Source organism: Streptomyces sp. NPDC025793, from assembly GCF_055558375.1.
Genome location: NZ_JBVHMR010000020.1, coordinates 135,800 through 149,515, shown reverse-complemented (window position 1 = coordinate 149,515; position 13,716 = coordinate 135,800). Strand labels below are relative to the sequence as shown.

Genomic DNA, 13,716 nt, shown 5'->3' with positions numbered 1-13,716 from the left:
TCACGGACCCGGTCGCCAACATCACCGCGGCCGCCAACTACGCCGCCCACCGCTACGGCTCCATCGACCACGTCAACTCCGCCTACTGACCCCGGTCACTGTCCCACCCCGGCACCGTGATGCCGACCTCGGCCGGCCAGGCCGCGCTCGACCGTCGCGTCGGTGATCGCCGGCGCGACGGCTCCGGTCGGGTGGTCGTCGGAAGAGGCGATGTGCCTCGTGTCCGCCGAGCCGATCATCCCGTACAAGGCAAGGGCTGGGCTCGCGCCGCACCAGTGCGACGCGGCCCAGCCCTTGTCGGCCAGGAATCGCCGTCAGAAGGCGCCGGTGCCGTTGGGCGTGCCGAGGCCGGTAGGCCCGTCGTATCCCGGCCTCGCGGTGCACAGGTAACTGCCGCCGCAGGAGCCGTTGTTGCCCGAGGTGACGTCGTTGAGCGCCGACGTGTGGCTGTACGGGTACGAGCCGTTGACTACCTGAGAGGTGTTTCCGGCCAGTGCGTAGACGCTCGCGATGATCGGCGACGCCACGCTGGTGCCGCCGACCTCGACCCATCCGTCGGCACCCTGTGCGAGACCGAGCTGCAGCTCGGTCTCGCACAACAACGCGCCGCCGCAGCTGCTGTACGTGTCGTAGACCGCCACCCCGGTCCTGGGGTCGGCGACCGCGGACACATCGGCGACAGAACGCCTGGCACATCCCGAGTCGTGCTGCCAGGACGGCTTGGCCTCGTACGCCGAGCAGCCCGAGCCCGCGCCGCTCCAGGCGGTCTCGGTCCAGCCGCGCGAGTTGGACGCCTTGCTCAGTGAGGTGCCGCCCACGGCGGTGACGTACGGGGAGGACGCCGGCCAGGAGACGCCGTAACCGGAGTCACCCGAGCTCGCCGTGATCGCGACGCCGGGGTGGTCGAAGTGCGAGTCGACGGAGGTGACGGTGTTGTCCTCGGACCCGCCCCAGCTGTTGGAGACGGAGACGACGCCCGATGTGGCGGCGGCGGTGTCCTCTGCCGTCATCAGATCCGGGACGTTCGGCGACTTCGCCTCGACCAGGAGGATGTGGCAGCCGGGGCATGTCGCCGAGACCATGTCGAGGTCGAGGCTGATCTCCTCGGCCCATCCGTAGTCACCGGAGGGCAGCGGAGCCGCCTGTCCGCTCTGGTTCACCTTGCGGAAGCAGCCGTTGGCGGTGGTGCACGACGGCAGGCCGTAGGCGCTGCGGTAGGCGGCCAGGTCGGACTCGGCGTGCGGATCGTCCATGGCGTCGACGATGGCCACCGTGCGGCCGGATCCCGAGGTACCGCCCAGGTTGTAGGCGGAACGCAGATCGGACGGCATGTACCCCGCCGTGGTCGGGGACCCGGTGGTGAACGGTGACATGCGGCCCGAGGCGGTGCGGTGGGCTTTCATGACCCCGAAACAGCGGGCCTGTCCGACCTTCGAAGGATGGTCGCAGCCGAAGTCCGTCGTACCCGTGGAGGCGGACGTGCGCGGGGCGGGCGAGAGAGCGGCGGCCTGGGCCCCGGTGGCCAGGCCGATGGTGAGGGTGGTGGCGGCGAGTGAGAGTACCGCGGTGAGGGCACCTGCCGTCCGCCGCACTCGGCGTCTCGGTCGGTGGTGGTGGATCACCAGGGATCCGGAGGGTATCTCGCTTCGGTGCATCAAACCTCCGTGTGGTTTCAGGCTGTTCAGACGGATCCGGGCATGACGAAAAGCAGCATTGACAAACGACATGTCAGTTCAGCTGCGGGCCGGTTGGTTCACCATGCGGCCGCTCTCCTGCGCTGGTCAAGGGCATGCCAATGCAGGTCTTGTGAGGCTGCCGCGGCGAGCGAGTGAACCGCCGTTGGTGCCGGCGTGACCGCGGCGGTGGTCACTTCAGGACAACGAACAATGCCTGCACCGCCTGTGGGGTGAGTGCAGGAAGGTGACGGGAAGCCGTCACCTTCCTGCCCGAGCCGACAAGCGGCGACGAGCTCGCCGAGCGTGGCCCGGACCCCGTGGCGTGCATCGCCCCGGCCGTCCACGGCCGGGTGAAGGCGGGCAACGTACCGGGCACCAGGCTCTTCGACCTGGAACGCGCCCAGCAGGCTCGCGGCTGGGGCATGAAGCTCGCCCTTCCACCCCGGACGGTTGTGGACGTTGCCTGGGACGCGGACGGCACCGACGACATCTGCGTTACGGGCATCCCGAGCTCCTGGCCGGTGCCTGAGGACTCCGATCCGGCAGACGGACTTGGGAATCGCGTTCCCGCCACCGCGCCTGACCGGCCGACCGGCCGAGCCGATGTCACCGGGGAGACGCCTTGAGCCGGATGTGTCCGGCGTATCCCGCACACGGACGGCGTCCCGGACGCTTACGGCGCCGTGGTCGCCGGGCAGGTGCGGGAGCGCGACGTGGCGGGTGGCAGGCTGGACCAGGGTGCCGATGGGCGATCCGGACGGTGGATTGTGACGGGAGCCTCCCGGTGATGCACCTCCCACATCACGGGCCCGCGTCGATAATGACCTTGTGCGCTCGCTGATCAGGAATTCCATACTGCCCCTGACGCTGGTCATCGTCGGGGCGGCCGCAGTGGTGGGCGACGCCGCGGAGGAAATCCATACGGCCAAGAGCAGCGGGCGCAGCGGTTTCGGCAAGTCCGGCGAGCCGGGCCGGCCCGCGCAGGGGCAGGACCAGGACCTCTTCGCGTCGGCCCCGGCCAGGGACGGCAGCGCGTACACCCCCCGCAGGACCGAGGAGAACGCCCGGATCGGCGCGATCTTCCAGAAGGACGACCAGGGCGCCCACTTCTGCACGGCGAGCGTGGTGCGCAGTCCGGGCCGGAACATGTTGATCACCGCGGCCCACTGCGCCTTCGACGCCGAATCCGGACAGCCGGTGAACGACCTGGTCTTCGCCCCCGGCTACCGCAAGGGCGACGAACCCGCCGGCCTGTGGAAGGTCAGGAAGGCGGTCGTCGACGACCGCTGGGCCGCGTCGCAGGACGAGGACCTCGACGTCGCCTTCCTCGTCCTGGACCAGAAGGACGGCAAGGAAATCCAGGACGTCCTGGGCGGCAACACCCTCGGCATGGACCGCGGCTTCGACAACAAGGTCAAGATCACCGGCTATCCCAGCAGCCGTGACACCCCGGTCTCGTGCCAGAACCGCACCACGAAGTTCAGCGACACCCAGTTGCGCATCCAGTGCGCCAACCTCGAGGACGGGACCAGCGGAAGCCCCTGGCTCGCCGACTACGACCCCAAGAGCCACACCGGCACGGTCATCGGCGTCCTGGGCGGCCATGAAGGCGGCGGCGACCAGGACGATGTCTCCTACGCCGCGTACTTCGACGACGACATCGCCAAGCTCTACCGCCACGCCCAGGACGAGGACTGAGCCCGACGTGCCCGGTTTCGCCCTCCCGGGACGCGATGGAACAGGTTCAGCGACTGGATCACGACGGTGAAAAGTTGACACAATTGGGAATTGGCCAAGCCTGAGGAAGACTCGTCGACGTTGCCGGCCAAGTTTCCCTGGCGTGGCACCGGTGGGAGAGGGCGGGCTTTTGGTCAGTGGACCGGACTCTTGCCGCCGCGGTTCCCGTCCTCCGGCGGTCGGATTCTCGACTGGCAGGAAACCGGCCGACTACGGAAAGTTCGAACTCTCCGGCTTTGACGGGCCTGCCAGGAAGATGTGGCCCGCTCTCGCCGAATCCGGCGACAGGGCTTCTGTGAGGGAGTCGGCCGGATTGCCAGTTCCGCAAGGAGGCGGACGTAATGGCACTGGCGTTCGAGAAGGTTCATTTCGACATCAACAACCAGCAGCAGGGCCAGAAGTGGACGGCGAAGACATCGAAGACGCCCTTCGCCGGCAGGAAGCTTCTCCAGGACCCCAACGACGGCACTCCCGTCATCGACGTGGCGCTGCAGGACTTCGGGATCGCCGCGCTGCGGGAGGGCAGGGACGGGGAGTGCATGATCGGGCGTGCGGAAGTGAAGGTGGAGATGGCCGGCCGCCAGGTCCAGGCGACCGCGCAGCTGCGCGCTCAACGGCTACAGAGCCGACTGGCTGCTCGGGCCGACCCTGAGCGACGTCAGCCTGGACCGGAACCCGAACACGCCCTCGTACGCGAAGATCGCCGTCCACAGCGGCGATCACCCCGTCCGGGACCGGAGCCACCGTGACCCAGGTGCCCGGCGCAGGTTCCCTCCCGTCCTGCGGCTTCCCGGCGCTGCAGCTCTCGGGAAAGCATTTCGCGAGACAAGCTCGGCTCGGTCCTGTTCGCCATCGTCCTCGGCGACGTCTACAAGCGCTTCCACGGCAGCACCTCCGCCTGTGCCTGGACCACAGCCAGCCTCCTGCCCCTGGAGAAGCCACTCGCCGGCATCGCCAAAAGAGCAGGAAGGACCAGTAATTCAAGGGCAATGGACGGACCCCGGTAGGACTTTGACGGTGATCGTCTCCGAGCCCTGACACTGTGCCGAACGCACCTTGTCGATCCCCCCGACGACGATCCGCAAGGACGTCACCGAGCAACGAGCCATCCGGCCGAGCCGGGCCCGGTCAGCCCGTCGGAAGGATCACCACGAACCGCGCCCCCGGCCCGTGCCCCGGGTCGTAGGACACCTCGCCTCCTGCTGACCTGGCCAGACGCCGGGCGAGCGGCAGCCCGAGGCCCGCGCCGCCGTGTCCGTCGGCGGGGTCGGCCCGCTTGCCGGGCTGGAAGAGCAGGTCCGTGAAGGCGGCGGGCACACCGGTGCCGTCGTCCGTGACCTCGATCCGGATACCGTCGTCCGAGCGTGACGCGGCGAGCGTGACCGTCGTACGGGCGTACCGCACCGCGTTGGCCAGCAGTGGACTGACGATCCGTTCGAGGAGCGCCGGCTGTACCCCGGCGGTGAGCGGCTCAGGGACGGTCACCCGCACGGACGGGGAGGCGTCCGGCCGGCTGGCCAGCCGGCGCAGTACCGTCGGCACGTCGGCCGTGCCGGGAGCTGTCGTCATCCCCTCGCGGGCCTCGGCCAGCAGGGTGTCGCAGATGGTGCGCATCGACTGCGCGGCCTCGGCGACGACGCCTAGCGAGGCCTTCGTGTCGGCGTCGGAGCGCGGGCGGGCGTGCCACCAGTCCAGCTCGGCGACGATCCGGCTGAGCGGGGTGCGCAGTTCGTGGGACAGCTCGCCGGTCAGTTGCCGCTCGTGCCGCAGCACTGCCCGGATGCGGTCCAGCAGGGAGTCCAACGAGGCGCCCAGCGCGGCCAGTTCGGCCGGCCCGCCGCGGCCCGCGAACCGCTGCGCGGAGCCCACGGCACTCCACTGCGTCGCCTGGTCCGTCATGGCCCGCACCGGCCGCAGTGCCCGTCCCACCGCCAGCCGGGTCAGGGCGTAGGTGCAGGCGAGCATCACCGCGTCCAGCGCGAAGGAGCCGAGCAGCAGGGTCCGGGCGGAGCTGCGGTACGGGGCGAGGTCCAGTGCCGCGACCACGGTGGCCCGCGTCGCGCCGCCGGGTACCGGCTCCGCGCACAGCCGTATCGTGTCGGGGCCGTGCACCGTGCGGCACGCGCGCCGGCCCCGGGCGGCCAGGCCGTCGGCGGCACCGGTCAGTTCACCCGGTCCGGACGGGGGCCGCTCCAGCAGCCGGCCGCCGGCGTATATCCACGTGTTGGTGTCCAGCAGGCGGTCGCCCGAGGTCTCCAGCACCCGCACCCGGCCGTGCCGGGTGTCGACGGTCGTGGCCACGGCCGCCGCGCGGGTGCGCAGCGTGTCGTCCGCCTCCTGGTCGAGGCGATGGCGGACCACGGTGTTGAACACCACGGTGAGGATCACCATCAGCAGCGCTGCCGTGGTCAGCGCGACCAGCGACAGCCGCCCGCGCAGGGTGCGCGGGGCGAGCCGGGCGAGGAGAAGGCGGAGTGGGCGGGCGGGTGCCGGGGCCCTCATCTCAGGGAGTCCTCATGCCGGGGAGTCTTCATGCCAGTTGGTCGTCATGTCAGGCGGTGGCCGATTCCGCGGGCCGTGGCGATGCTCAGCTCGCTGCCCGCCGCGCGCAGCTTGCGGCGCAGCCGGGTCAGATACTGGTCCAGTGTGTTGTCGCTGACCTGGGCGCCCTCCGGCCAGGCCGCGCGCAGCAGGTCACGGCGCCGTACCAGTTCCCCGCCCGCCGCGGCGAGCGCCGCCAGCAGCCGGAACTCGGTCGGGGTGAGGTCGAGGCGGCCGCCGTTCACGGTGGCGCTGTGCCGGACGGCGTCCAGCACCAGGCCGCCCGGTGTGACGGCCGAGGGCGGCGGGGCGGCCCGGCGCAGGGCGGCGCGCAGCCGGGCGGCCAACTCGGCGAGGTGGAAGGGCTTGGGCAGGTAGTCGTCGCCGCCGGCCGAGAAGCCGGAGAGCCGGTCGCTCAGCCCGTGCCGCGCGGTCAGGAAGACGACCGGGGCGAGGAAGCCGCCCGCGCGCATCGCCTGGCAGACGTCGCGGCCGTCGGCGTCGGGCAGGCCGACGTCCAGCACGACGGCGGACACGTCCGGTGTCGCCAGCCGCAGGGCGGTCGCGCCGTCGGCTGCCGTGACCGTGTCGAAGTCCTCGTCGTGCAGACCTCGGCGCAGTACGTCACGCAGGGCGTGATCGTCCTCGACGATGAGGATCCTCTGGCGCATCACTCTCCACCGGCCCGTCGGCCGGATCGCTCGGGTGGGGTGTGTCCGGCCCGGGAGGAGCGGGCAGGTGGCGCGCGGGCAGCCGGCGGGCCGCCGCGCCGGCGAACAGGGCGAGCCAGCCGACCGCGAACAGCCAGCCGCCGACGACATCGGTGAACCAGTGGACGCCGAGGTAGACGCGGGTCAGGCCGACCCCCGCCGCCCAGAGGGCGACCAGCGCGCACAGCACGGTCCGGCCCCGCGGGGCGCGCAGGGAGAGGGCCAGGATCAGCAGCCCGGCCGTCAGCGCGCTCGTGGTGGTGTGGCCGGAGGGGAACGACCAGCCGGAGGCCTGGGTCTGCCAGTCGTGGCGCGGCGGCCGGGCGCGGGCGACCAGGTCCATGACGCCGTAGCGCACCGCCTGGCCCGCGACGAGGCAGGCCACGCCGAGCAGCGCGGCCGTCAGCCGCTGCCGCGCGGTGCGCCCCGCGATCAGCCCGGCCAGGGCCGCCAGGACGTAGGGCACGGCACCCGTGCCCGTCGCGGTCAGCCCGCGGGCGAGCGCCACCGCGGCCGGCGGGCGGTGCGCAACCGACCAGGACAGCAGGCCCCGGTCCAGGTGGAGCGGGCCGGCCTGGTCGCTGATCAGTACGGCGGTCAGCACCGCGAACGCCAGCCAGGAGGCCAGGGCGACGGTGCCCGCCGACTCGGTGAACCGGCCGCGGTTCATGACACCAGCAAGGGCCGCAGCCGCGTTCCCGACAGCCGTCTCGGCAGATCCTCCGGCAGTCGCTTCAGGGCGGTCATGGCGAGGAAGGCCACCGCCGCGCCGACCGCCGCCCCCACGGCGACGTCGTGCGGATAGTGCACCCCGACCCACACGCGGGACGCCCCCATGGCGCCCGCGCACACGGCCGCCACGACGCCGAGGCGCCGTGAGACGAAGAACAGGGCCACCGCCGCTGCGAAGGCGATCGTGGCGTGGTTGCTCGGGAACGACCAGTCGCCCCGCGCGGGACACGCCTCCAGCGTGCGGAAGGCCAGATGCCGGCACGGCCGGTCCTCGGCCACCAGCGGTTTCACCACGCTGGTCACCGCGTAGGCCAGCACCACCACCGCGGGGACGGCCAGCGCGGTCAGGGCCGCCGTGGTGCCCTCGCGGCGGGCCCGCCACCAGCCGGCGAGCATGAGCAGCGCGAACACGGCCAGCCCGTACGCCGACCACACCGCGATCACGCCGTCCAGCCAGCCGGGGGCCCGGTGGGCGAGGTCCACCACGTCCCGGTAGAGCGGCCCGTCGACGGACGAGCCCGTCAGGGCGAGGTTCATCCGCGCGCCTCCTTGGCCGCGCGGCGGGAGCGCAGCAGCTCGGTGGCGATCGGCAGCAGGGACACCACGACGATCAGCGCGATCACCGGCAGCAGGTACTTGTCGACGTTGGGGATCGAGGAGCCCAGCGCGTATCCGGCGAGGGTGAGGCCGAGGCTCCACACGAGCCCGCCCACCGTCTGCCAGACGGTGAACGTCCGCGCCGGCACGCCGAGTGCGCCCGCCATGGGGTTGAGCACCGTGCGCACCACCGGGACGAAGCGGGCCAGCACGATCGCCTTCGCGTGGCCGTAGCGTTCCAGCAGTTCCTCGGCGCGCTGCGCGCCCTCGCGCAGCTTGGCCGACCGGGTGCGGGCCAGCAGCGCGCCGCCCGCCTTGCGGCCGATCAGGAAGCCGCACTGCGAGCCCGCCAGCGCGCCGACGGCCGCGGCGATGAGCAGCGGGCCGAGCGAGAGATGCAGTCCGCTGCTCGCCGAGCCCGTGCACAGCAGGCCCGCGGTGAACAGCAGCGAGTCCCCGGGCAGGAAGAACCCGATCAGCAGGCCGGTCTCGGCGAAGAGCACGACGCCGACACCGAGCACGCCGAAGGCGGCGAGCAGGGAGTGGGCGTCGAGCACGTTGACCGCGAGCTGCGATGCCAGGTGTGGGGGAGTGGCCATCGCCGTACGCCCTTCCTTCGGGTTCCTTCGACGTACGTCTCGAAGGACATCTCGACTACATCCGACTACATATTTGTAGACGGTCGACGGAGGTGTAGACGAACGGAGGGCGCGGATCGTTCCCGGGCTTTGCCTTGCCATTACTACTTCATGACTGACTGATTGCATGGCCATCGTCATGATGGTCCGCGAAGGTTAGGCATGCCTTCACTAAGTAGGTCTGGGAGGGCAGCAGGTCATGTGGGACGACGCGTTTCCGAGTTTCCTGATCGGATTGAGGGAGGGACTCGAAGCCGGACTCATCGTCTCCATCCTGGTCGCCACCCTGGTCCGGGCCGAGGCGCGCTCGCGGCTCCCACAGGTGTGGACCGGCGTCCTCGCCGCCGTCGCGGTGGCCATGAGCTTCGGCGCGGTGCTCACCTTCACCGCCGCCTCCATGCCGCAGACCGCCCAGGAGGCCTTCGGCGGCACCCTCAGCGTGATCGCCGTCGCGTTCGTCACCGCCATGGTGTTCTGGATGCGCCGCTCCGCCCGCAGCCTGTCCGGCGAGCTGAAGGAGAAGGTCACCGGCGCCCTCGCCATGGGCTCCGGTGTGCTGATCCTCACCTCCTTCCTCGCCGTCGGCCGTGAGGGCCTGGAGACCGCCCTCTTCCTGTGGACCACCGCCCAGGCGGCCGGCGAGTCCGCGGGCCCGCTGACCGGCGCCGGCATCGGCCTGGTCCTCGCCACGATCCTGTGCTGGGGCCTGTACCGCCGGGTGCTGAAGATCAACCTGACGAAGTTCTTCACCGCCACCGGCGCCGTCCTGATCGTCATCGCGGCCGGTGTCCTCGGCTACGGCCTGCGTGACCTCCAGGAGGGCGGCGTGCTGCCCGGCAAGACCGCCTACGCGGTCGACCTCGGCAGCGGTGTCGACGCCGGCTCCTGGTACAGCACCCTCGTCCAGGGCGTCTTCAACCTCACCCCGACCATGACCTGGCTCCAGGTGGTCGCCTACGTCGGCTACCTGGCCGTCGTCATGACCCTGTTCGTGCGCGGCGTACGGGCCACGACGCCGAAGCCGGCCGAGGAGCGCACCGAGTCCCAGGCGCAGCCGAAGGCCGACCGGCCCGCGCGGCGCCGCCCGATCTGGGTCGTGCCGGCCGCCGTGGTCGCCGTACCCGCCGTGATCGCCGGAGCCGTCGTCGCCCTCTCCCGGCCCAAGCCCGCCGGCGACCAGACCGTCGCCGTCTCCGAGAGCGAGTGCGGCAAGGGCTTCACGGCGCCCAAGCCGGGCCGGCAGACCTTCCAGATGAGGAACACCGGCGGCAAGACCTCCGAGGTGTACCTCATCGACCCGTCGACCAGCGCGGTCTACGGCGAGATCGAGGGCCTCGCCCCCGGCACCACCCGCGACCTCGTCGCCACCGTCGCCGGCGGCACCTACGCGTGGCGCTGCGTGCCCACCGGCGGCAAGGCCGTCACCTCCAAGTCCGTCACCGTCACCGGCGGCGGCGCGGCCAAGCCGGTCGTCCCCGTCTCCGAGCAGGACCTCGCCACGCCACTGAAGCAGTACAAGGCGTACGTCGGCCAGGGCCTGGACACCCTGGCCGGCCAGACGAAGACGCTCGCCGACGACATCGCGGGCGGCCACCTCGACAAGGCCCGCACCGACTGGCTCACCGCCCACCGCACCTACTCCTCGCTCGGCGCCGCCTACGGCACCTTCGAGGACTTCGACAAGAAGATCAACGGCCGGGCCGACGGACTGGCCGACGGCGTGCACGACAAGGACTTCGCGGGCTTCCACCGCATCGAGTACGGCCTGTGGCACGGACAGTCCGCCAAGGACCTGACCGGCCCCGCCCAACAGCTGGCCGCGGACGTCGTCGGCCTGCGCAAGGCGTTCCCGAGCCAGGACTTCGACCCCGGCGACCTGCCGCTGCGCGCCCACGAGATCCTGGAGAACACCCTGCAGTTCGAGCTGACCGGCGACACCGACGAGGGCAGCGGAACCAACCTCGCCACCGCCGACGCCAACCTCTCCGGCACCCGCGAGCTGCTCACCGTCCTCAAGCCGCTGCTCACCGGCCGCGCCCCGAAGGTCCTCCCGACGGTCGACGCGGACATCGCGCGCGTGCAGAAGTTGCTGGACGCCGCCCACGACGGCGGCCACTGGACGCCCGTCGACCAGCTCGCCGCGAGCGACCGGCAGCGGCTGAACGGCGCCACCGGCCAGCTGCTGGAGGACCTCGCCCCGATCCCGGACCTGCTCGAGATCCGGAAGTCCGCCTGATGACCGACCACGCCTGCCCGATGCCGTCCGCGCACCCGCACCCCGAAGGGACCCCGCCGATGTCCACCGCCGACCAGCCGACCTGCCCCGTCGGCCCCGCCCGCCGCTCCTTCGTGCGCACGGCGCTGGGCGCCGGGGCCGCCGGAGCGGTGCTGGCCGGCGGCGGCTTCGCCCTCGGCGAGAGCGGCGGCACCGCCGAGGCGCAGACCTCGAACGCCGACAGCAGCGCGAAGGTCCCCTTCCACGGCGCCCACCAGGCCGGCATCGTCACCCCCGCGCCGGCCGCCGCCACCTTCGTCTCGCTGAACGTCATCGCCGACGACCGCGCGGGCCTGACCGACCTGCTGAAGACCATCACCGAGCGGGCCCGCTTCCTCACCTCCGGCGGCGCCCCGGCCGACCTCGGCGTCGGCGCGCCGCCCTCGGACAACGGCATCCTCGGCCCCGAGGTCCCCTCCGACGCCCTCACCGTCACCGTGGGCGTCGGCGCCTCCCTCTTCGACGACCGCTACGGCCTCGCCAAGGCCAGGCCCGCCCGGCTCACCCCGATGCGGACCTTCCCCAACGACAACCTGAACGCGGCCGAGTGCCACGGCGACCTGTCGCTCCAGATCTGCGCCCAGAGCACCGACACCGTGCTGCACGCGCTGCGCGACATCGCCCGCCACACCCGCGGCGCCATGCAGATCAAGTGGCGCATCGACGGCTTCCAGAACGCCCCGCGTCCCGCCGGCGCCCAGCGCAACCTGCTCGGCTTCAAGGACGGCATAGCCAACCCGGACGTCACCTCCGCCCGCGAGACGGACAAGCTGATCTGGGTCGGCGCCGGCCAGGGCGAGCCCGCCTGGGCCACCGGAGGCAGCTACCAGGTGATCCGGATCATCCGGATGCTGGTGGAGTTCTGGGACCGGGTCTCGCTCAGCGAGCAGGAGAAGATGTTCGGCCGCCGCAAGGACACCGGCGCCCCGCTCGACGGCGCCAAGGAGACCGACATCCCCCAGTACGCCAAGGACCCGAAGGGCAACGCGATCCCGCTGGACGCCCACATCCGGCTCGCCAACCCGCGCACCGCGCAGAGCGACAGCTCCCGCATCCTGCGCCGCGGCTTCAACTACGACCGGGGCGTGGACAACGTCGGCAACCTCGACATGGGCCTGGTGTTCGCCTGCTACAACCAGGACGTCAAGCGCCAGTTCGAGGCCGTGCAGACCCGGCTGATCGACGAGCCCCTCGTCGACTACATCTCCCCGACCGGCGGCGGCTACTTCTTCGCCCTGCCCGGCGTGAAGGACACCAAGGACTGGCTCGGCCGGGGCATGCTCTCCGCCTGAGCCCCCTCCGGTCCATCGTTTCTGCAGCTCAGGGGCAGGCCTTTCCCGTTTCTTTTCCGTTTCCATGGGAAAGCCCTGCCGCCCCCTTTATTGCACATGAGTTGCAAGTGGGAGAGGATGGCGCGAGGCTGCGCGGTGCAGCCGTACCCGTACGACCGAAGGACACACTCTCCCGATGACGGCCGCCCCTGGTTCCGCTCCGTCCCTCCCCGCCCAGGCCGACGGCAGGCCGTCGCTCTGGCACCGCGTCCGCGGCTCCATGACGCGGCAGGAGTGGATCAGGGTCGGCGGGATGGCCGGCTTCGTGCTCGCGCTGCATGTCATCGGCTGGGGCACGCTCGTCGGGATCATCGCACCGCAGCACTTCAGCGTGGGCAAGGAGTCCTTCGGCATCGGCATCGGCGTCACCGCCTACACGCTCGGCATGCGGCACGCCTTCGACGCCGACCACATCGCGGCCATCGACAACACCACCCGCAAGCTGATGGGCGAGGGACAGCGCCCGCTCTCCGTCGGCTTCTGGTTCTCCCTCGGCCACTCCAGCATCGTCTTCGGCCTCTCCCTGCTGCTCTCGCTCGGCCTGAAGACCCTGGCCGGCCCGGTCCGCGACGACAACTCCCACCTGCACGAGGTCACCGGCCTGATCGGCACGACGGTCTCCGGCGCCTTCCTCTACCTCATCGCCGGCATCAACCTCGTCATCCTGGCCGGCATCTGGAAGGTGTTCCGCAGGATGCGCTCGGGCCACTACGACGAGGCCGCCCTGGAGACCCAGCTCAACAACCGCGGCTTCATGAACCGCCTGCTCGGCCGGGTCACCGGCACCATCCGCAAGCCGTGGCAGATGTACCCGCTGGGCCTGCTCTTCGGCCTCGGTTTCGACACCGCCACCGAGATCGCCCTGCTGGTCCTCGCCGGCTCCGGCGCCGCCTCCGGCCTGCCCTGGTACGCCATCCTGACCCTGCCGGTGCTGTTCGCCGCCGGCATGTCACTGCTGGACACCATCGACGGCTCGTTCATGAACTTCGCCTACGAGTGGGCCTTCTCCAAGCCGGTCCGCAAGGTCTACTACAACCTCACCATCACCGGCCTGTCCGTCGCCGTCGCCCTGATCATCGGCACCGTCGAGCTGCTCGGCCTCCTCGCCGACAAGATGAGCCTGCACGGCGTCTTCTGGGACTGGATCTCCGGCCTCGACCTCAACACCGTCGGCTTCGTCATCGTCGGCCTGTTCTTCGCCACCTGGGCCGTCGCCCTGCTGATCTGGAAGGCCGGCCGCATCGAGGAGAAGTGGACGGCGGGCCTGGCCGAACAGTCGGCGGACTGACCCGTCGGCACCGGCGCGAGTCAGGGGCGCGAGCCAGGGGCGCGAGCCAGGGGCGCGAGCCAGGGGCGCGAGCCAGGGGCGCGGGGGCGGGGGGGGCCCCCCCCCCCCCGCCCCCGGGGACCGCCGGGCCCCCCCCCCGGACGGCCGCCCCCCCCCGCCCGCCGCGGGGGGCGGCGGCCCCTGGCGGCCGG

General features: G+C 71.4%; 11 protein-coding genes and 1 pseudogene. 6 read left to right on the top strand and 6 right to left on the bottom strand.

Annotated features, from left to right (window positions below; genetic code table 11):
* Nucleotides 1-89: pseudogene (locus ACZ4MF_RS31665) on the top strand (transglycosylase SLT domain-containing protein); the annotation flags it as partial.
* A gap of 225 nt (nucleotides 90-314) precedes the next feature.
* Here the strand turns inward: ACZ4MF_RS31665 and ACZ4MF_RS31660 are convergent.
* Nucleotides 315-1,655 (bottom strand): S53 family peptidase, encoded by a 1,341-nt coding sequence (locus tag ACZ4MF_RS31660; RefSeq protein WP_467495526.1) that lies wholly within the window; start codon nucleotides 1,653-1,655, stop codon nucleotides 315-317.
* 849 nt (nucleotides 1,656-2,504) lie between these two features.
* Here ACZ4MF_RS31660 and ACZ4MF_RS31655 point away from each other — a divergent pair.
* Together ACZ4MF_RS31655 and ACZ4MF_RS31650 are read left to right on the top strand one after the other, a co-directional pair.
* Nucleotides 2,505-3,374: a trypsin-like serine peptidase gene (locus tag ACZ4MF_RS31655; protein ID WP_467495525.1), complete on the top strand. Its 870-nt coding sequence runs from the start codon at nucleotides 2,505-2,507 to the stop codon at nucleotides 3,372-3,374.
* 380 nt (nucleotides 3,375-3,754) lie between these two features.
* Nucleotides 3,755-4,162: a hypothetical protein gene (locus ACZ4MF_RS31650; RefSeq protein ID WP_467495523.1), complete on the top strand. Its 408-nt coding sequence runs from the start codon at nucleotides 3,755-3,757 to the stop codon at nucleotides 4,160-4,162.
* Between the two features lie 379 nt (nucleotides 4,163-4,541).
* Here ACZ4MF_RS31650 and ACZ4MF_RS31645 read toward each other — a convergent pair whose 3' ends face one another.
* The 5 genes from ACZ4MF_RS31645 to ACZ4MF_RS31625 are packed head-to-tail and all read right to left on the bottom strand — an operon-like array spanning nucleotide 4,542 to nucleotide 8,592.
* Entirely contained in the window at nucleotides 4,542-5,915 is a 1,374-nt protein-coding gene (locus tag ACZ4MF_RS31645; protein WP_467495521.1) for a sensor histidine kinase, read from the bottom strand.
* 44 nt (nucleotides 5,916-5,959) lie between these two features.
* Nucleotides 5,960-6,625, bottom strand: coding sequence for a response regulator transcription factor (locus tag ACZ4MF_RS31640; RefSeq protein ID WP_467495519.1), 666 nt, complete (start codon nucleotides 6,623-6,625; stop codon nucleotides 5,960-5,962).
* On the bottom strand, nucleotides 6,579-7,334 hold the full coding sequence (locus tag ACZ4MF_RS31635) for a phosphatase PAP2 family protein (protein WP_467495517.1): 756 nt from the start codon (nucleotides 7,332-7,334) through the stop codon (nucleotides 6,579-6,581). Before ACZ4MF_RS31635 ends, ACZ4MF_RS31640 begins: the two co-directional genes overlap by 47 nt.
* Nucleotides 7,331-7,933 (bottom strand): phosphatase PAP2 family protein, encoded by a 603-nt coding sequence (locus tag ACZ4MF_RS31630; RefSeq protein WP_356039359.1) that lies wholly within the window; start codon nucleotides 7,931-7,933, stop codon nucleotides 7,331-7,333. Before ACZ4MF_RS31630 ends, ACZ4MF_RS31635 begins: the two co-directional genes overlap by 4 nt.
* A complete protein-coding gene (locus tag ACZ4MF_RS31625; protein ID WP_467495514.1) occupies nucleotides 7,930-8,592 on the bottom strand; it encodes a DedA family protein in 663 nt (220 codons plus the stop codon). Before ACZ4MF_RS31625 ends, ACZ4MF_RS31630 begins: the two co-directional genes overlap by 4 nt.
* A 238-nt stretch (nucleotides 8,593-8,830) precedes the next feature.
* Here ACZ4MF_RS31625 and efeU point away from each other — a divergent pair, with 238 nt between their 5' ends.
* The 3 genes from efeU to nicT all read left to right on the top strand — a co-directional run bounded on the left by efeU (nucleotide 8,831) and on the right by nicT (nucleotide 13,525).
* Complete coding sequence (efeU, locus tag ACZ4MF_RS31620) at nucleotides 8,831-10,867, top strand: iron uptake transporter permease EfeU (RefSeq protein WP_467495512.1); 2,037 nt, start codon at nucleotides 8,831-8,833, stop codon at nucleotides 10,865-10,867.
* A gap of 59 nt (nucleotides 10,868-10,926) precedes the next feature.
* Nucleotides 10,927-12,198 carry an iron uptake transporter deferrochelatase/peroxidase subunit gene (gene efeB, locus ACZ4MF_RS31615; protein WP_467495536.1) on the top strand — a complete coding sequence of 424 codons (1,272 nt, stop codon included), beginning with the start codon at nucleotides 10,927-10,929 and terminating at the stop codon, nucleotides 12,196-12,198.
* Nucleotides 12,199-12,373: 175 nt separating this feature from the next.
* Nucleotides 12,374-13,525, top strand: coding sequence for a Nickel transporter NicT (nicT, locus tag ACZ4MF_RS31610; RefSeq protein WP_467495510.1), 1,152 nt, complete (start codon nucleotides 12,374-12,376; stop codon nucleotides 13,523-13,525).
* Nucleotides 13,526-13,716: the final 191 nt, after the last annotated feature.